Consider the following 17,266-nt stretch of genomic DNA (forward strand, 5'->3'; position numbering starts at 1 on the left):
GGCCTGCGACAGGCAAAACGCCGCTGAATCAGAGACTTACGCCTGGCAGGATAGCACCACGCGTTGCAGGGTGGCGTGCGCGAACAGCTTGGCGTTCAGGGGGTGGGTGGCCAGCGCCCGCTGCCGCGTCAGCCAGCGCGCCGCCTCGGCCACGCGGGCCGTGTTCATGCGCGCGGCCACCTGGGCTACGCCAGCTGCCAAGGCTGGAAAGTAGCGCACGGGCGCGCCGGCGCTGGCCAGCATCAGATCCGTGTACAGGCGCTGCAAGGCGTCGATCCACTCGGTGGCGGGCACTTTTTCCAGCGTTTCCGCCATCGTGCCCACATCGGGCGCCTGCCCTTGCGCCAAGGGGTTGATCAGCTGCGACAGCCACGGCGGGCAAGGCGTGTCGCCCGCCTGCGCCAGCCGCAACGCGGCCAATGGCGCGCCCCCGGCGGCGGCCAGCCATTCGCGCGCGGGCTCCACGTTTTGTGCGCGCAGCCACTGCAACGCGGTATCCGGGTCCGGCGCGGGCAGCGGCAAACGGCGGCAGCGTGACACCAGCGTGGGCAACAGGCGGTCGGGCGCGTCCGCCACCAGCAGGAAAACGGTATGCGGCGGGGGTTCTTCCAGCACCTTGAGCAAGGCGTTGGACGACACCACGTTCAGCGCGTGTGCCGGGTAAAGCAGCGCCACGCGCCATCCGCCCCGATGCGTGGCGGTGTTGAACCAGGATTCCAGCGCGCGGATCTGGTCGATGCGGATTTCCTTGGACGGCGCGCGTTTGGCCGCGCCGGAGGCGGGTTCCGCGTCGTCGGCGGCCTCGGCGGCGTCCGCCCCCTCTTCTACCGCGATGGCTTCGGGGCGGATCCGGCGCAGGTCGGGATGGTTACCGCTGGCGAACCAGGCGCAGGCCGCGCAATGCCCGCACGCCAGGCCGTTATCGGGCGTTTCGCAGAGCAGGCTGGCGGCGGCGGCAATCGCAAAATCCAGTTTGCCGATGCCGGCCAGCCCGTGCACCAGCCAGGCGTGCGCGAAGCGGTCGCGGTTGCCCAGCCAGGCACGCGCCGTTTCCATCTGCCAGGGCAGGAACTGGGGCGCGCTCATGACGCGTCGACCAGCAGCGCCCGCAAGCCGGCTTCGAGTTCCGTGCGGATCTGGGCGATGGATTGGGTGGAATCAATGATGTGGATGCGGCCCGGATCGGCCTTGGCCCGTGCGTGGTACGCGGTCCGGGTGCGTTCGAAGAAGGCGGCGCCTTCGCGCTCGAAGCGGTCGGGCTCGCGGGCGTCGGCAAGGCGGGCGCGCGCCACTTCCAGCGGCACGTCGAACAGCCAGGTGCGGTCGGGCTGCCCCGCGTGCATCCAGCGTTCAAGCACTGCCACCCTTTCCGCGCCCAGCTCGCGCCCGCCGCCCTGATATGCGTAGGTCGCATCGGTGTAGCGGTCGCACACGACCCAGGCGCCGCGCGCCAGGGCGGGCTCGATCACCTGCCGCACGTGTTCGCAGCGGGCCGCGAACATCAGCAGGGTTTCGGTATCCAGGCCCATCTGATCGGTCAGCACCAGCGCGCGCAGCTTTTCGCCCAGGGGCGTGCCGCCGGGTTCGCGGGTGGACACCACTTCGCGTCCGTTGCTGCGCAGGAAGTCCGCGATCCAGTCGGTATGCGTGCTTTTGCCGGCACCGTCCACGCCCTCAAGCGTAATGAAGCGTCCGCGTGAGGTCATTGGTCTTGTCCTTGTGGGGTGTCAGGTTCGGAATCCGGGTCTGCATCGGTCGTCACGCCGGGCGCGGTGACCGGCGCGGTGGCGGCCGGTGTAGCGGGTGTAGCGGGCGTCGGGGCGGGCGCGGGGCGCGCACTCTGGCCCAGGATGTAGCGCGACACGTTGCGATTATGCCCAGAGAGATTCTCGGCGAATTCGCTGGTGCCATTGCCGCGCGACACGAAGAACAGGTATTTGTGTTGTTCGGGCTGCACGGCCGCCAGCAGCGCCGCGCGCCCCGCCGCCGCGATGGGCGTGGGCGGCAAGCCGGGCCGCGTGTACGTGTTCCAGGGCGTGTCGGTTTGCAGGTCGCGCTTGCGGATGCGGCCTTGGTAGTTTTCACCCATGCCGTAGATCACGGTGGGGTCCGTTTGCAGCAGCATGCCGATCTTCAAGCGGTTCGTGAACACACCAGACACGCGACGGCGATCCGGCCCGTGCCCCGTTTCCTTTTCGATGATGGACGCCAGCACCAGCGCTTCGTAAGGCGTTGCGACGGGCAGGTCGGCCTGGCGCTTGGCCCAGGTGTCTTGCAGGATGCGCTGGCCTTCCTGATAGGCGCGGCGCAGCAGGTCGTAGTCGGTGCTGCCCGGCGTGAATATGTAGGTGTCCGGGAAGAACAGCCCTTCGGGATGCTTGATGTCGGAACCCAGGCGCTCCATCAGTTCTTCGTCGCTGACGTCGCCCAGCGTCTGCTTGACGTCGGGATTCTCGCGCAGCGCCTGGCGGATCTGGCGGAACGTCCAGCCCTCAAGAAAGGTGATCTGGCGCTGGGTCATATCGCCGCGCGCCATGCGTTCCAGCAGCTTCCACGGCGTATCGCCATTGATGGCCTGATATCCGCCAGCCTTGAGCAGCTTGTCCTGTTCGGACAGGCGCGCCATCCAGACGAACCCGGGCTCCCAGATGGGCACGCCAACCGCGTTCAGCGCGCGCGCGACGGTGCGCGGGCTGCTGCCCGGATCCACCACGAAATCGATCCTGTCCGCCGACAGATGCATAGGCCGATGCATCCAGCTCCAGGCGGCGCCCACCGCAGCGGCGGCGGCGATCACGATAAGCAGGAATGACCACAAGACGTAAAAACGGAGTCGCTTCTTCATAAGTCCCAGAAGTTTAATGGATCAGGCCGACCTGTCGCTGCAAAACGGGGGCCAGGGTACACGGCTCGGCCCTTTGCGCGGCGTGGGCAAGGGCCATACAGGGGATGAAGGCGGCTATCATCTGCACTTTGATGACGTGACCACACCGCCGCCATGCACGCTTTCTATTCTTCGATTCCTGTCCGCGCCGAAGGTTGCGCGCCATGCGCGCCGCTGGACGACTTTCTGGTGTTCAGCGCATCCGGCGCGGATGCTCTCACCTTTCTGCACGGCCAACTGACACAAGACGTCACCGGCCTGCCCGCCGACGCCGCCCGCCTGGCCGGCTATTGCACGGCCAAAGGCCGCCTGCTGGCGACCCTGGTCATGTGGCGCGCCGCCCCTGGCGCTGACGACGCCCCCCAACTGTATGGACTGGTCCGCCGGGACCTTTCCGAAGCGCTGCTCAAGCGCCTGTCCATGTTCGTGTTGCGCGCCAAGGTCAAGCTTGCCGCTACCGGCCTGAACGTGGCCGGCGTGCAAGCCTCCGCTCAAGAAGCCGCTGCGCTGGAAGCCGTCACCGGCGCCCTGCCACGCACGCCCTGGCAGCGCGTGGACCTGCCGTCTGGCACCTGGATCGCCGCGCCGTCGGCCGATGCCCGGCTGCGCTGGTGGTGGGTCGCGTCCGACGAGCAACTGCAACAGTCTTCCGCGTTGGCCGGCGTGCTCAGTCTTGCGCCCGCCGCCCATTGGCAGGTCGCCGATCTGGCGGCCGGGATCCCCTGGATCGCCACGGCCACCCAGGACGTTTTCATCCCGCAGACGGTCAACCTGGAACTGGTCGAGGGCGTGAGCTTCACCAAGGGCTGTTATCCGGGCCAGGAAGTGGTGGCGCGCAGCCACTACCGGGGCACGGTCAAGCGCCGCATGGCGTACGGCACGGTCGAGCAGCCCGGCGAACAAGGCGCGGCGCTGGCCGGCGTGGACGTGTTCGACGCCACGCAGCCGAGCGAACCGATCGGCCGTGTCGTGGATGCCGCCAGCGAGGCGGGCGTCGCCTCGGTGCTGTTTGAAACCACGCTCGCCGCCTTGCCCGAAGGCGATCTGCGATTGGGCGCGGTGGACGGCCCGCGCATCGCCGTCGCGCCGCTGCCCTACTCCATCACACCTTAAGCACCCTGCGGCGTGGCGTCAGACCGCCACGCCGAACAGCGCGCCCACGCCGGCCGTCGCCGCCATGGCCAACGCGCCCAACACCGTCACGCGCAGCGCGGCGGGCCCCTTCGGCGCTCCGCCCGCATGCGCGGCCAGCGCACCCAGTGCGGCCAGGCAAACCACCGACGCGCCAATCACCCATCCAATCAACTGCGGTCCGGGCACGGCCACGGCCACAGCCAGGGGCAGCGCCGCGCCGCCCGCAAACGACGCGGCGGACGCCACGGCGGCCTGCACCGGCCGCGCGCGGTTGTGGACGGAAATACCCAGTTCGTCACGCGCGTGCGCATCCAGCGCGTCATGGCGAGTCAGCTGTTGCGCCACCTGCGTGGCAAGCTGCCGCGTCAAGCCCCGGTCCACGTAGATATCGATCAGTTCGGCAAGCTCTTCTTCCGAGTTGCCCTTGAGCGACCGCTGCTCCATCCGCAGGTCCGCCGCTTCGGTGTCGGCCTGCGAGCGCACGGACACATACTCACCGGCCGCCATCGACAAGGCCCCGGCCACCAGCCCGGCCAGGCCCGAGGTCAGGATGGCCCCATGCGTGGCCTGTGCGGCGGCCACACCGGTGATCAGGCTGGCCGTGGAAACGATGCCATCGTTGGCGCCCAACACGGCGGCGCGCAGCCAGTTGCTACGAAAAATTCGATGATGTTCTTTTGCAGGCATTGCCCGATACCCATGCAACGCGTGATAAACGCGCCACGCGCCCGACCTTTCAAGAGGCCGGCCACGCAGCGCGCCGGATTCATCGCGGCGTCACGCGCACCGCGGTGAGCAAGCCTATCACGCAAAGTGTGGCTTGCTCACCTTCATAAGCATGCACTTCCACCTGGCAGATCGACAGGCGCTTGCCCGGCTTGACGACGCGGCCGCTGGCCACGTAGCGATCTCCCTTGGCCGGGGCCAGGAAGTTCATCTTGAATTCCGAGGTCAGCACGTCTTCGCCCGGGCCAAAAAGCGTGTAGGCGGCGTAACCGCCCGCGCTGTCGGCGATCGTGGTGGAAATGCCGGCATGCAGAAAGCCGTTCTGCTGGCAGAGGTCGGCCCGATAAGGCAGCCCGATGTCCACCCTGCCCGGCTCCACCACATCGAGCCGGGCGCCCAGCAGCCGCATGACGGTCTGCTGGTCAAAGCTGGCCTTGACCCGGCCAGCGGGGTCGGCCAACGCCTGTTGCGCGGCCATGTCAGTCTTGCTCGCGCTTGACCAGGTTCACGATGCTGGAGAAATCCAGCTTGCCGGAGCCACCCGCGCTATGCAGCGAATACAGGTTGCGCGCAAGCTCACCCAGCGGGATGGAGGCCCGGGCGGACAGCGCGGCCTCGGCGGCCAGGCCCAGGTCCTTGAGCATCAGGTCCACGCCAAAACCACCGGCATAGCCCTTGGACGCGGGCGCGTGGTCCATCACGCCCGGCCACGGGTTGTAGAGTTCGGTCGCCCAGTTGCGGCCCGAGCTCTTGGCGATGATGTCCGACAGCACCTTCGGGTCCAGGCCGTTGGCCACGCCCAGCGCCAGCGCTTCGGACGTGCCGGCCATCAGGATGCCCAACAGCATGTTGTTGCAGATCTTGGCCACCTGGCCGGCGCCCGCCGGGCCGGCGTGAAAGATGTTCTTGCCCATTTTTTCCAGCACGGGCCGGGCGCGTTCCAGCGCGGCGGCCTGGCCGCCCACGATGAACGTCAGCGTGCCCGCCGCCGCGCCGCCCGTGCCGCCCGAGACCGGCGCATCGATCATGGCGATGCCACGCACCTCGGCCGCCTGCGCCACCTTGCGCGCGGAATCCGGCGCGATGGTGCTGCATTCGATGACCAGCGCGCTGGACGAGATATGGCCCAGCAGGTCCTGGTCCAGGTACAGCCCTTCAACGTGCTTGCTGGCCGGCAGCATGGACACGACCACGTCCGCGCCCTTGACCGCCTCTGCCGCCGACGCCGCGGCGCGCGCGCCCGCATCGGTCAACAGCTTGACCGCCGCCGGAACCAGATCGAAAACCGTAAGGCTGTGGCCGGCCTTGACCAGATTCAATGCCATGGGCGCGCCCATGTTGCCCAAACCGATAAACGCGATACTGCTCATGATGTCTTGTCTCCTGGTGCTATTGCTTTAGGTATGGATTCATCGTGACCTGCATGACGGATCTGGCTTGCCGTTGAAACAGCGCCGGCTCGCACGAGCGAGCCGGCCGAGGCGTCAGCGCCCTTCCTGCCCCAGGTCGGCCAACGGATGCGGCTCGCCCTCGGGCCAGGGTTCCTCGAAAAACTTCTGGACCCAGGTGTCGCTTGCGACATCGATCACCGCGGGGTTCCAGCGCGGCTTCTTGTCCTTGTCGATCAACAAGGCGCGGATGCCCTCGGCGAAGTCGCCGTGGGCCGTACACGCCAGCGCCGCGATGTATTCCGCGCGGAACACGTCGTCCAATGAACGCAGGCGCGTGCGCTGCTGCAAGGCGAAGGCCAGCCGGACCGACCCGGGCGAGCCCGCCAACATGGTGGTTGCCGCGCGCGCCAGCCACGGGTCGGCGTGGTCTTTCAGCAGCGCCAGCTCTTCGTAGATCTCGTCCAGGCGATTGCCGTTGCACAGGTTGTTGATCAGGAAGGAATGCTGGCGCAGATGGCCGGGTTCGAGCGGCGTTTGCGGCTCCAGTGCAGTCAGCGCGCGGCGCAGCAGGCCGTCATTGATCGAGCGCGGCGCCATGGCCTCTTCCGAGGCACCGGCCGGTTTGCCTGCCCAGGGCTGCTCTTCCAGCGACGCCAGCAGGCGTGGCCAATCTTCGTGATTCAGTCGGAAGTCGGCCAAGCCCGCGAAGAACGCGTCGGCCGTATTCATCTGCGCGCCGGTCAGCGCCAGGAACAGGCCGATGCGGCCCGGCATGCGGTTCAGCAGCCAGCTGCCGCCCACGTCCGGAAACAGGCCGATCGACACTTCCGGCATCGCCAGCCTCGAACTTTCGCTGACCACGCGATGGCTCGCGCCCATCATCAGGCCGATGCCGCCGCCCATGACGATGCCGTGGCCCCAGCACAAAACGGGCTTCGGATAGGTGTGGATGCGGTAGTCCAGCCGGTATTCGTGCTCGAAGAAGCGGCGCGCGTACGCGTTGCTCCAGCCGCTCTTGCCCGTGTTCTCGCGCATGCTGCGGTACAGGCCGTGCAGGTCGCCGCCTGCACAGAACGCTTTTTCGCCCGCGCCTTGCAAGACCACCAGGGCCACGCCCGGATCGCGCGCCCACTCGTCAAGGCGAGCCGCCAGCAGGTCCACCATTTCCAGCGACAAGCCGTTCAAGGTCTGCGGCGCATTCAGCGTCGCAATCCCGAACCGCATTCCATTGGCCGCGCTTCTTTCTTCGAACAACACCGGTGCATTCATCTTATGTCGGCTCCTTTTTCCAACAATTGGCGGGCAATGATCACGCGCATGATCTCGTTGGTGCCCTCCAGAATCTGATGAACGCGAGTATCGCGCACCAGACGCTCCAAGGGATAGTCCTTCAAGTATCCGTAACCGCCGTGAATCTGTTGCGCGTCCAGGCAGATCTGGAACCCCATATCGGTGGCGAAGCGCTTGGCCATGGCGCAATAGGTGGCCGCGTCCGGCGCGCCGGCGTCCAGCTTGCAGGCAGCCAGGCGCACCATCTGGCGCGAAGCCACCAGATGGGTGGCCATGTCGGCCAGCTTGAATTGCAATGCCTGGAATTCCGCCAGCCGGCGGTTGAACTGCCGACGCTCGTCCATGTAACGGCGGGCGGCGTCCAGCGCACCTTGCGCCGCACCGACCGAGCACGTGCCGATATTGATGCGGCCGCCGTCCAGCCCCTTCATGGCGATCTTGAACCCTTCGCCCTCGACGCCAAGCAGGTTGACGGCGGGCACCCGCACGTTTTCGAACGTGATCGGGCGCGTGGACTGGCTGTTCCAGCCCATTTTTTCTTCCTTGCGGCCATAGCTGATGCCCGGGCTGTCGGCGGGCACGGCGAACGCGCTGATGCCGCCCGCCCCCTCGCCGCCCGTGCGCGCCATGACCACCAGCAGGTCCGTATCGCCCGCGCCCGAAATGAAGGCTTTGGCGCCATTGAGCACGTAGTCGTCGCCCTGGCGCTGCGCCCGCGTCGTGAGCGAGGCGGCGTCAGAACCCGCGCCCGGTTCGGTCAGGCAGTACGACGCCAATTTCTGGCCGCTGGCCAGCAGCGGCCCCCACGCCTCGCGCAGGGCGGGCTGGCCCCATTGGCCGACCATCCAGGTGGCCATATTGTGAATAGTGAGGAAAGCGGTGGTCGAGGGATCGACCGCCGCCATTTCCTCGAACACCAGCGTGGCGTCCAGGCGCGGCAGGCCCAGGCCGCCGATCTCTTCGCTGGCGTAGATCGCGCAGAAACCCATTTCGCCGGCGCGGGCGAACGCTACGCGCGGAAAGATGCCTTCGGCGTCCCAGCGCGCGGCGTGAGGGGCCAGTTCGCCCTCGGCGTAGTCGCGGGCGGCCTGCGCAAACGCGCGCTGCTCGTCGGTCAGTTCCAAGTCCACAGCCTGTCTCCTGATGTAGTCGGTGTTGTCTGTTGGCGTTGCGGGTCGTCTCGTGAACGCCCGCCCGTCGCGGTTGGCATGACGGATTCTGGCATGACGTTAACGTAAACGTAAATATGAAACCGCGTTTATGTTACGCCGGATGCCGGTCGGGATTTTGTCTTGTTGGTGACAATGTCCGGCGCCGCCGCCGTGGCCAGAAGGACTGCTTAGAGCAAGCCGGCCGGACGCACGCGGCCGTTCCTGGCCGTCTTCGCGCGACGATGCTCGGCGCGCCGACGGCGCGATTCCTTGGGATCGAAGCTCAGGCCACGGTAGATTTCAACGCGGTCCCCCTCGGCCAGCCGGGATTGCGGCTCGGCGGCGCGTCCAAACACGCCCACCCCGCGCTCCCAAGGCTGCACCACCGGGAAAGCCTGCGCGAAACCGCTGGCCGCCAGCGCATCGGCCACCGTCGCGCCAGCGGGCAGGCGCAGTTCGCGCAGCCACACGTGGCCGGGCAAGGCATAACAGACGCTGACGCTCAACTGCGCCGCGCCGGACGGCTCATTCGCCATATTTGGCCTGCGCGCGCTTGGTGAAGGAATCGATGAAGCTGGTGGCGATGCGATTGAAGACGGGCCCCACCACCATTTCCAGCGCGCGATTCGAAAACGCGTATTCCATGGTGAACAGGACCTTGCAGGCATCTTCGGCCAGCGGTTGAAATTCCCAGTGCCCGACCAGGCTGGAGAACGGGCCATCCACCAATTCCAGGTCGATCCGGTCGGGATAGACGTGGGTGTTGCGCGTGGTGAAGCGCTGCTTCATGCCCGCGAAACTGATCAGGATGGAGGCCTGCATGCCGTGTTCGTCGCGGCTTTGCACCTCGGCTCCGCCGCACCACGGCATGAACTCGGGGTACTTCTCCACGTCGGCAACCAGGTCGAACATCTGGGCGGCGCTGTAAGGCACCAGGACGGATCGTTGTACTTTGTGCATCGACTATCGCAAATGGCTAGAATGGCAAGATTTTACCGGCACCGCGCATCATGGGCCTAATGGGCCGATCAACACCATGATCGAGCGCCCGCAACGGCCTTCGGGACTGATAGCCCAATCTGTAGCCTGAATGAAGCCCGAACACCCCCGCCCTGCTGCCCAGGCAAAAAAGACATAATGGGCGAAAAGACGTAATGAGCAAAAAGGCGTTATGAGCATTATCGACAACCGCAAGGCCTCGCACGACTATTTCATCGAAGACCGCTATGAAGCCGGCCTTGTCCTGCAAGGCTGGGAAGTCAAGGCGATCCGCGATGGCCGCGTGCAGTTAAAGGAAAGCTACGTCATCGTACGCGATGGTGAACTTTACCTGCTGGGCATGCACGTCAGCCCGCTGCCCACGGCGTCCACCCACATACATCCCGACGCCATGCGCACGCGCAAGCTGCTGCTCAAGGCCGAAGAAATCAGCAAGCTCATCGGCAAGGTCGAGCAGCGCGGCTACACGCTGGTGCCGCTGAACCTGCACTACAAGAACGGGCGCATCAAGCTGGACTTCGCGCTGGGCCGCGGCAAAAAGCTTTTCGACAAGCGCGACACGGCGCGCGAAAAGGACTGGCAGCGCGAGAAGGAACGCATCATGAAGCACGACACCCGCGCGCCCCGCAAAGACAAAGACGACTGATTCACGCCGCGACCGGCACGGCCAGGCGCTCTGCCTGTTCGGCCGGTCCCACGATGCGGTTGCGCCCCGCCGCCTTCGCGGCATACAGCTTGCGATCGGCGCGCTCGAAGAACACTTGCAGGTTCTCTCCGGGCACCCATTCGGCCACCCCCGCGCTGAACGTATAGGAAATGGTGCTGCCGCCATGCGCACAGGGCGTGCGCCGTACGGAATCGAGCAGCCGCGCCGCCACTTCCATGACCGCGTCCCCGCGCATGTCGGGAAACAACACGCCAAATTCCTCGCCGCCCACGCGGCCGACATGGTCGCCGGTGCGCAAGGTGGCCGTGGCCAGCAAGCCGAAATGGCGCAGCACGGCGTCGCCCGCCACGTGGCCATGGGTATCGTTGATGCGCTTGAAATGGTCCACATCCAGCAGCAGCAAGGTCAGCGGCCGGCGCGTGCGCAGCGCCTGCGCGCAATAGCGCTCGGCCTGCAACCACCACGCCTTGCGCGACATCAGGCCCGTCAGGAAATCGGTGTTCGCCTCTTGCTCACGGTCGGCCAGCATGCGGTCGTGGATGATCATGATGGTGCCCAGCGTCAGGCACGGCATGGTCAGCACGCCGAGCGTCAGAAACGTGATGTTCCACACGCTGGGCTCCAGCATGGTGTGCGGCAAGGTGATGTCCAGCATGTAGACCACCGCCCGCACCAGGCACACCGTGGCGGACAGCAGCGTCACCGCCCACACGAAGCGATAGCTGTAGCGCGAACGATGCGCCGGCATATTGCGCTGGACCGTGACGGCCACGGCCAAGAGGAAGCCCATCTGCAAGAGCGACATCGCAACAATGCGCGGCCCGATCCGCCAGTCGACGTAGGTGTAGACCAGCAGGACCACCAGCGCCACGACGCAAGCGAGCGTCATCAGGTGCTTGGGCACGCTCAGGCCCAACAACCGGCGCACCCCGGAGTAATACGAGAACAGGGCCAGGCCGACGGCCGCGTTGGGCACCACGACCGAGATCAGCCATGGCGCTGAGGTGTTCTGTAGCGCAAACGTAAAAAACGCCAACAGCGTGAGCAAATTGGCGCATATGGTTTCGCGGATGCCGGCCATGCCGCTGCGAGCCAGGGACCCCAGCACGCAGAGCGAAAGCACTCCCGCCAGTGCTGCTATCAAAAGCAAATTAACGGGAGCGATCATGGGCGGCGCGCCGCGAAGCGCGGAATCAGGTGTTGCGCGTGGACTTCACGATGGTCATGGCCGAGGCGATCATCCCGCCCACGTCTGACATGTTGGCCGGCAGGATCAGCGTGTTGCCTTCCTTGGCCACGTTGGCGAACGCTTCGACGTAGCGCTCGGCCACCTTCAGGTTCACCGCTTCCATGCCGCCCGGCTGGCGCACCGCGTCGGCCACTTGCGTGATGGCCTTAGCCGTGGCTTCGGCGATGGCCAGCACGGCGGCGGCCTCGCCTTGCGCCTGGTTGATCTGGGCCTGCTTCTCGCCTTCGGAACGGGCGATGGCGGCTTCGCGTTCGCCCGTGGCGATGTTGATCTGTTCCTGGCGGCGGCCTTCGGAAGCCGCGATCAGCGCGCGCTTTTCACGTTCGGCGGTGATCTGCGCCTGCATCGAACGCAGGATCTCGTTGGGCGGCGTCAAGTCCTTGATCTCGTAGCGCAGCACCTTCACGCCCCAGTTCAGCGCGGCCTCGTCCAGCGACGCGACGATGTTGCTGTTGATCGAGTCGCGCTCTTCGAACGTGCGGTCCAGTTCCATCTTGCCGATGACCGAACGCAGCGTGGTCTGCGCCAGCTGCGTGATGGCCGAGATGTAGTTCGACGAACCATACGATGCGCGCATCGGGTCGGTGACCTGGAAGTACAGCACGCCGTCCACTTGCAGCTGCGTGTTGTCGCGCGTGATGCAAACCTGGCTGGGCACGTCCAGCGGAATTTCCTTGAGCGAATGCTTGTACGACACGCGTTCGATGAACGGGATGACAAAGCCCGCGCCCGGCGACAGGACCCGGTCGAACTTGCCCAGACGCTCGACCACCCAGGCGTGCTGTTGCGGCACGATGGCGATCGACTTGATGACGATCAGGATCGCCAGCGCGACGACGACGAGCAGGACGATAGTGGATGTATCGATCATGATTAGGACCTCTTGTGGAGTTGATGCGGTGGCGCCGGACATGAAGCCCGTGCGCCTGCTGCGGGCCGCGCTGGGCGCGAGCCGGTTTTACCTCGGCGCGGCGGCGGGCTTGAGCACCAGGGTCGAGCCGCGCAATTCGACGATGACGTGTTCACCGGCGTGCGGCGTTTGCCCGGAGGCCAGTTCCGCCTGCCAGTGCGCGCCGCGATACCAGACGCGAGCCGTGCGGTGCTCGGACCACGCTTCCACCGAAACCGTCTGGCCGATATCCAGATTCACATCCGCGTTACGCGCCGAATTGACCTCGCGCTTTTTCAGCACGCGCGTCTTGCGCAGCACCAGCAGGCCCAGAATCAGCACCACGCCGCATGCCACCAATTGCCATTCAAGCCCCATGCCGAACCAGGCAGAAGCGCCGGCCGCCGCCAGCCCCAAGGCCACCAGCAGCAGATAGAAGGTACCCGTCGCCAGTTCCCCGATAAGGGCCAGCGCGGCCAATCCCAGCCAGATCCACATAGTCTTAACGTCGCCTGAAAGGATGATTCGTGAGCGGATTGTACGTATTTCCGGGACGCAACGGGGGCCCCGGCCGCCATCGCGAACGTTTGCGCTGGATTATGATGTGCGCCTGACGCGCCGATCCCACCCGGATTGCCCGCGTCCGCCTTTTCCTAGCACATCCATCCATGACCGCTGCAACATCCCCTGTCCTGCCCGTCCTGATCCTGCATACCGGCGATCCGGAAGACACGCTAAAAAGCCAGTTCGGCGGCTATGCCGAACAACTGACACAGGCGGCAGGGCTGACCGCCGACGCGGTCCGTATCGTCGCCGTGCACGAAGGCCAGCGCCCCGAATCGCCCGCGCATTACCGCGCGGCCCTGATCACCGGTTCGCCCGCCATGGTCACGGACAAGGAACCCTGGAGCGAAGACACCGCCGCCTGGCTGCGCGAGGCCGCCGCCGCCCAATTGCCCATGTTCGGCGTGTGCTACGGCCACCAACTGCTGGCCCACGCGCTGGGCGGCAAGGTGGGCTACAACCCGGCCGGACGCGAAGTCGGTACGCAGACCGTCGAGTTGCTGCCGCCCGCCTCGGGCGACAAGCTGCTGGCCGGCCTGCCCGGCACCTTCCCCGCCCAGATGCTGCATGCCCAGACCGTGTTGCAACCGCCGCCCGGATCGGCCGTGCTGGCGCGTTCGGATCTGGACGAACACCAGATGATCCGGATCGGACGCAACGTGTTCTCCACCCAGTTCCACCCGGAATTCGGCCCCGATTTCATCCGCGCGCACCTGGATCGCTATAGCCGCCGTTACGCCGCCGAAAATTTGGACATTCCCGACCTGACCGCGAACGTGCGCGCAACGCCCGTGGCCGGGGGGCTGCTGCGCCGTTTCCTGGATACCTACGCGCCGGCCTGAGCCGCGCCGCGCAATATCCGGAGTGCGGCGGCCGGCGGGGTTTGAGAACATGGATCCCAAGCGCAACCCATCACGCGCCTACCAGGAGTCATTGATGAGCCCCGCCGCCGCACCCTTGAGCAAACAGCACGCCACCGCCGTCGAACGCGCCTGCCGCGCGCTGGAGGCCGATCAGCCGCCCGACCTCTCCACGCTGGCCGAACAGGCCGGCATGAGCCGCTTTCATTTTCATCGCGTCTTCAAGGCAGCTACCGGCATTACGCCCAAGGCCTACGCCAACGCGCTGCGCGCCGCCCGCGCGCGCCAGCAACTGGAAAGCAGCGCCAGCGTCACCGACGCCATGTATGACGCCGGCTTCAATTCCAGCGGACGCTTCTACGAAGCCGCCCCCGCCATCCTGGGCATGACGCCCACCACGTTTCGCAAAAACGGCGAAGGGCTGGACATCCGCTTCGCCGTCGCGCAGTGTTCGCTGGGCGCGCTGCTGGTGGCCGCCACCCCCACCGGCATCTGCGACATCTCGCTGGATGAAGATCCCGAACAACTGGTGCGCAACCTGCAAGACCGCTTCAAGGCCGCTCGCCTGATCGGCGCGGACGCCGAATTCGAAACCTGGGTGGCCGCCGTGGTGAGCTTCGTCGAAGACCCCTCGCGCGGACTGGACCTGCCTCTGGACGTGCGCGGCACCGCCTTCCAGCGCCGGGTATGGGAAGCGCTGCGCGACATTCCGGTGGGCACCACGACCACGTACACGCAGGTCGCCGAACGCATCGGCCTGCCGCGCGCCGTGCGTGCGGTGGCGCGCGCCTGCGCCACCAACAGCATCGCGCTGGCCATCCCCTGCCATCGTGTCGTGCGTACGGACGGATCGATGGCGGGTTACCGCTGGGGCATCGACCGCAAGCGCGAGCTGATCGCACGCGAATTGAAAGCGGCCTAGTTCCCGCGCGCTGGCCCCAAGAAAAAACCCCGCGTCCCTTCCAGGACGCGGGGTTTTTTATCTGAAACGCCAGCCGATTACTGCTTGGCCAGACGCTGCCAGGTGTCGACAACGGTATCCGGGTTGAGCGACATCGACAGAATGCCCTCGTCCTTGAGCCATTGCGCGAAGTCCGGGTGGTCGCTGGGGCCTTGGCCGCAGATACCGACGTACTTGTTGGCGGCCAGGCAAGCCTTGATCGCACGACGCAGCATGAACTTCACGGCTTCGTCGCGTTCGTCGAAGTCGGCGGCCAGCAGTTCCATGCCGGAATCGCGGTCCAGGCCCAGGGTCAGCTGGGTCATGTCGTTGGAACCGATCGAGAAGCCGTCGAAGTACTGCAGGAATTCGTCGGCCAGGATGGCGTTGGACGGCACTTCGCACATCATGATCAGCTTCAGGCCGTTTTCGCCGCGAGCCAGGCCATGCTTGGCCAGCAGGTTCACGACCTTCTCGGCCTGACCCACGGTGCGCACGAACGGCACCATGATTTCAACGTTGGTCAGGCCCATGTCGTCGCGGACCTTCTTGAGCGCTTCGCATTCCATGCGGAAGCACTCGGCGAAATCCTCGGCGATGTAGCGCGATGCGCCACGGAAGCCCAGCATGGGGTTCTCTTCCTCGGGCTCGTAGCGCGAACCGCCAACCAGCTTGCGGTATTCGTTGGACTTGAAGTCCGACATGCGCACGATGACCGGCTTGGGGTAGAACGCGGCGGCAATCGTCGCGACGCCTTCGGCCATTTTTTCGACGAAGAACGCGCGCGGGCTGGCGTGGCCACGGGCGGCCGATTCAACGGCCTTCTTCAGTTCGCCGTCCACGTTCGGGTAGTCCAGGACTGCCTTCGGGTGGATGCCGATGTTGTTGTTGATGATGAATTCCAGACGCGCCAGGCCCACGCCGCCGTTGGGGATCTGGGCGAAGTCGAACGCCAGTTGCGGGTTGCCCACGTTCATCATGATCTTCAGATCGATGGCGGGCATTTCACCACGGCGCACTTCTTCCACTTCGGTTTCGATCAGGCCGTCATAGATGCGGCCTTCGTCGCCTTCCGCGCAAGACACGGTCACGGCCTGGCCTTCCTTGAGCAGGTCGGTGGCGTTGCCGCAACCCACGACTGCCGGAATGCCGAGTTCGCGCGCGATGATCGCGGCATGGCACGTACGGCCGCCACGGTTCGTCACGATGGCCGAGGCGCGCTTCATCACGGGTTCCCAGTTGGGGTCCGTCATGTCGGTGACCAGCACATCACCCGGCTGAACCTTGTCCATGTCGGAGATGTCGCCCACCACGCGGACCGGGCCTGCGCCGATCTTCTGGCCGATGGCACGGCCGGTGATCAGGACCTGGCCGGTGGCCTTCAGGCGATAGCGCTGCTGCACGTCATTGGCGCCCTGCTGCGACTTCACCGTTTCCGGACGCGCTTGCAGGATGTAGATCTTGCCGTCGACGCCGTCACGGCCCCATTCGATGTCCATCGGACGCTGGTAGTGCTTTTCGATGATGACGGCGTAACGGGCCAGTTCGTTGACCTCGTCGTCGGTCAGCGAGTAGCGGTTGCGCTCGGACACGGGCACGTCAACGGTACGCACGGCGCGGCCTTCCGGACGCTCCGGGTCGAATTCCATCTTGATGAGCTTGGAGCCGATGCGGCGGCCGACGATGGGGAACTTGCCTTGGGCCAGCGTGGGCTTGAAGACATAGAACTCGTCGGGGTTGACCGCGCCTTGCACGACGGTTTCGCCCAGGCCGTAGGACGAGGTGATGAACACGACGTCTTCAAAACCAGATTCGGTGTCGATGGTGAACATGACGCCGGCGCTGCCCTTGTCGGAACGCACCATGCGCTGGATGCCGGCCGACAGTGCCACGTCAGCGTGGGCATAGCCCTTGTGCACGCGATAGGAGATGGCGCGGTCGTTGTACAGCGAGGCGAACACGTGGCGGATCTTGTCCAGCACGTCGTCGATGCCCACGACGTTCAGGAAGGTTTCCTGCTGGCCGGCGAACGAGGCGTCGGGCAGGTCTTCGGCCGTGGCGGAGGAGCGCACGGCAAACGAGCCCTTGCCGTCAGCGTCGAGCTTGGCGAAGGCTTCACGGATCTGCTTTTCGAATTCAGCCGAGAACGGCGCATCGACGATCCATTGGCGGATCTGCGCGCCGGCGGTGGCCAGCTCGCGCACGTCTTCGGGGTTCAGCGTGGTCAGGCGTTCAGCGATGCGCTGATCCAGGCCCGAGGCCTTCAGGAAATCGCGGAAGGCGTCGGCGGTCGTGGCAAAGCCGCCCGGCACGCGGACACCCGCGCCAGACAGCTGGCTGATCATTTCGCCTAGTGATGCGTTCTTGCCTCCTACCGAGTCCACGTCCGTCATGCGGAGCTGCTCGAACAAAACAACATACGACATTGAAGTCACCTTTTACAATGGAATGAAAGCGAGTTAGGTCAAAGCACGAAACAAGCCCGAAACCTGGCTTTTTCAGACGCTGACCAAACTGGCCTT

Annotated in this window: 17 protein-coding genes and 1 pseudogene; 4 read left to right on the forward strand and 14 right to left on the reverse strand. The window is 65.7% G+C overall.

Features of this window, described 5'->3' with window-relative positions; all coding sequences use genetic code 11:
* Positions 1-36: 36 nt before the first annotated feature.
* From holB to mltG, 3 genes are read right to left on the reverse strand one after another with little or no spacing between them, the layout of a single operon-like run.
* Complete coding sequence (gene holB / locus API01S_RS20595) at positions 37-1,086, reverse strand: DNA polymerase III subunit delta' (protein WP_061306032.1); 1,050 nt, start codon at positions 1,084-1,086, stop codon at positions 37-39.
* Positions 1,083-1,706, reverse strand: coding sequence for a dTMP kinase (gene tmk / locus API01S_RS20600; RefSeq protein ID WP_061306033.1), 624 nt, complete (start codon positions 1,704-1,706; stop codon positions 1,083-1,085). The genes holB and tmk overlap by 4 nt, the downstream gene beginning before the upstream one ends.
* The gene (gene mltG / locus API01S_RS20605) at positions 1,703-2,845 is read right to left on the reverse strand and encodes an endolytic transglycosylase MltG (RefSeq protein ID WP_061306034.1); all 1,143 of its coding nucleotides are present in this window, start codon (positions 2,843-2,845) and stop codon (positions 1,703-1,705) included. The genes tmk and mltG overlap by 4 nt, the downstream gene beginning before the upstream one ends.
* A gap of 153 nt (positions 2,846-2,998) precedes the next feature.
* Between mltG and ygfZ the strand changes: the two genes are divergently transcribed.
* Entirely contained in the window at positions 2,999-3,997 is a 999-nt protein-coding gene (ygfZ, locus tag API01S_RS20610) for a CAF17-like 4Fe-4S cluster assembly/insertion protein YgfZ (protein WP_061306035.1), read from the forward strand.
* Between the two features lie 18 nt (positions 3,998-4,015).
* Here ygfZ and API01S_RS20615 read toward each other — a convergent pair whose 3' ends face one another.
* The 7 genes from API01S_RS20615 to API01S_RS20645 form a co-directional block, all read right to left on the reverse strand.
* Complete coding sequence (locus API01S_RS20615) at positions 4,016-4,705, reverse strand: VIT1/CCC1 transporter family protein (protein ID WP_050729003.1); 690 nt, start codon at positions 4,703-4,705, stop codon at positions 4,016-4,018.
* Between the two features lie 79 nt (positions 4,706-4,784).
* Positions 4,785-5,222: a PaaI family thioesterase gene (locus API01S_RS20620; RefSeq protein ID WP_006219130.1), complete on the reverse strand. Its 438-nt coding sequence runs from the start codon at positions 5,220-5,222 to the stop codon at positions 4,785-4,787.
* A gap of 1 nt (position 5,223) precedes the next feature.
* On the reverse strand, positions 5,224-6,114 hold the full coding sequence (mmsB, locus tag API01S_RS20625; protein WP_006219129.1) for a 3-hydroxyisobutyrate dehydrogenase: 891 nt from the start codon (positions 6,112-6,114) through the stop codon (positions 5,224-5,226).
* A 114-nt stretch (positions 6,115-6,228) separates the two neighbouring features.
* Positions 6,229-7,404 (reverse strand): enoyl-CoA hydratase/isomerase family protein, encoded by a 1,176-nt coding sequence (locus API01S_RS20630; RefSeq protein WP_050729006.1) that lies wholly within the window; start codon positions 7,402-7,404, stop codon positions 6,229-6,231.
* Entirely contained in the window at positions 7,401-8,555 is a 1,155-nt protein-coding gene (locus API01S_RS20635; RefSeq protein WP_061306036.1) for an acyl-CoA dehydrogenase family protein, read from the reverse strand. Before API01S_RS20635 ends, API01S_RS20630 begins: the two co-directional genes overlap by 4 nt.
* Positions 8,556-8,764: 209 nt before the next feature.
* Positions 8,765-9,112 carry an RnfH family protein gene (locus tag API01S_RS20640; protein WP_006219126.1) on the reverse strand — a complete coding sequence of 116 codons (348 nt, stop codon included), beginning with the start codon at positions 9,110-9,112 and terminating at the stop codon, positions 8,765-8,767.
* Complete coding sequence (locus tag API01S_RS20645; RefSeq protein ID WP_006219125.1) at positions 9,102-9,536, reverse strand: type II toxin-antitoxin system RatA family toxin; 435 nt, start codon at positions 9,534-9,536, stop codon at positions 9,102-9,104. The genes API01S_RS20640 and API01S_RS20645 overlap by 11 nt, the downstream gene beginning before the upstream one ends.
* A gap of 202 nt (positions 9,537-9,738) precedes the next feature.
* Between API01S_RS20645 and smpB the strand changes: the two are divergent.
* Positions 9,739-10,221, forward strand: a pseudogene (gene smpB / locus API01S_RS20650) (SsrA-binding protein SmpB); the annotation flags it as partial.
* 1 nt (position 10,222) lies between these two features.
* Here the strand turns inward: smpB and API01S_RS20655 are convergent.
* The 3 genes from API01S_RS20655 to API01S_RS20665 form a co-directional block, all read right to left on the reverse strand.
* Complete coding sequence (locus API01S_RS20655; protein WP_039883181.1) at positions 10,223-11,410, reverse strand: GGDEF domain-containing protein; 1,188 nt, start codon at positions 11,408-11,410, stop codon at positions 10,223-10,225.
* A gap of 25 nt (positions 11,411-11,435) precedes the next feature.
* Positions 11,436-12,362, reverse strand: coding sequence for an SPFH domain-containing protein (locus API01S_RS20660; protein ID WP_039883180.1), 927 nt, complete (start codon positions 12,360-12,362; stop codon positions 11,436-11,438).
* 87 nt (positions 12,363-12,449) lie between these two features.
* Positions 12,450-12,878 (reverse strand): NfeD family protein, encoded by a 429-nt coding sequence (locus API01S_RS20665; protein ID WP_006219120.1) that lies wholly within the window; start codon positions 12,876-12,878, stop codon positions 12,450-12,452.
* Between the two features lie 170 nt (positions 12,879-13,048).
* Between API01S_RS20665 and API01S_RS20670 the strand changes: the two genes are divergently transcribed.
* Positions 13,049-13,786 carry a glutamine amidotransferase gene (locus API01S_RS20670; RefSeq protein ID WP_006219119.1) on the forward strand — a complete coding sequence of 246 codons (738 nt, stop codon included), beginning with the start codon at positions 13,049-13,051 and terminating at the stop codon, positions 13,784-13,786.
* A 94-nt stretch (positions 13,787-13,880) separates the two neighbouring features.
* Positions 13,881-14,726, forward strand: coding sequence for a bifunctional transcriptional activator/DNA repair enzyme AdaA (locus API01S_RS20675; protein WP_050729007.1), 846 nt, complete (start codon positions 13,881-13,883; stop codon positions 14,724-14,726).
* A 77-nt stretch (positions 14,727-14,803) separates the two neighbouring features.
* On the opposite strand, the gene ppsA is transcribed toward API01S_RS20675, so the two are convergent.
* Positions 14,804-17,170, reverse strand: coding sequence for a phosphoenolpyruvate synthase (gene ppsA / locus API01S_RS20680; RefSeq protein WP_050729008.1), 2,367 nt, complete (start codon positions 17,168-17,170; stop codon positions 14,804-14,806).
* Positions 17,171-17,266 lie beyond the last annotated feature (96 nt).

It is taken from the genome of Achromobacter piechaudii NBRC 102461 (assembly GCF_001571245.1).
GTDB classification, from domain to species: Bacteria; Pseudomonadota; Gammaproteobacteria; order Burkholderiales; family Burkholderiaceae_B; genus Achromobacter; species Achromobacter piechaudii.

Coding starts and splice junctions, on each gene's coding strand:
- holB (WP_061306032.1), bottom strand. CDS start 1,086: ATGAGCGCGCCCCAGTTCCTGCCCTGGCAGATGGAAACGGCGCGTGCC.
- tmk (WP_061306033.1), bottom strand. CDS start 1,706: ATGACCTCACGCGGACGCTTCATTACGCTTGAGGGCGTGGACGGTGCC.
- mltG (WP_061306034.1), bottom strand. CDS start 2,845: ATGAAGAAGCGACTCCGTTTTTACGTCTTGTGGTCATTCCTGCTTATC.
- ygfZ (WP_061306035.1), top strand. CDS start 2,999: ATGCACGCTTTCTATTCTTCGATTCCTGTCCGCGCCGAAGGTTGCGCG.
- API01S_RS20615 (WP_050729003.1), bottom strand. CDS start 4,705: ATGCCTGCAAAAGAACATCATCGAATTTTTCGTAGCAACTGGCTGCGC.
- API01S_RS20620 (WP_006219130.1), bottom strand. CDS start 5,222: ATGGCCGCGCAACAGGCGTTGGCCGACCCCGCTGGCCGGGTCAAGGCC.
- mmsB (WP_006219129.1), bottom strand. CDS start 6,114: ATGAGCAGTATCGCGTTTATCGGTTTGGGCAACATGGGCGCGCCCATG.
- API01S_RS20630 (WP_050729006.1), bottom strand. CDS start 7,404: ATGAATGCACCGGTGTTGTTCGAAGAAAGAAGCGCGGCCAATGGAATG.
- API01S_RS20640 (WP_006219126.1), bottom strand. CDS start 9,112: ATGGCGAATGAGCCGTCCGGCGCGGCGCAGTTGAGCGTCAGCGTCTGT.
- API01S_RS20645 (WP_006219125.1), bottom strand. CDS start 9,536: ATGCACAAAGTACAACGATCCGTCCTGGTGCCTTACAGCGCCGCCCAG.
- API01S_RS20655 (WP_039883181.1), bottom strand. CDS start 11,410: ATGATCGCTCCCGTTAATTTGCTTTTGATAGCAGCACTGGCGGGAGTG.
- API01S_RS20660 (WP_039883180.1), bottom strand. CDS start 12,362: ATGATCGATACATCCACTATCGTCCTGCTCGTCGTCGTCGCGCTGGCG.
- API01S_RS20665 (WP_006219120.1), bottom strand. CDS start 12,878: ATGTGGATCTGGCTGGGATTGGCCGCGCTGGCCCTTATCGGGGAACTG.
- API01S_RS20670 (WP_006219119.1), top strand. CDS start 13,049: ATGACCGCTGCAACATCCCCTGTCCTGCCCGTCCTGATCCTGCATACC.
- API01S_RS20675 (WP_050729007.1), top strand. CDS start 13,881: ATGAGCCCCGCCGCCGCACCCTTGAGCAAACAGCACGCCACCGCCGTC.
- ppsA (WP_050729008.1), bottom strand. CDS start 17,170: ATGTCGTATGTTGTTTTGTTCGAGCAGCTCCGCATGACGGACGTGGAC.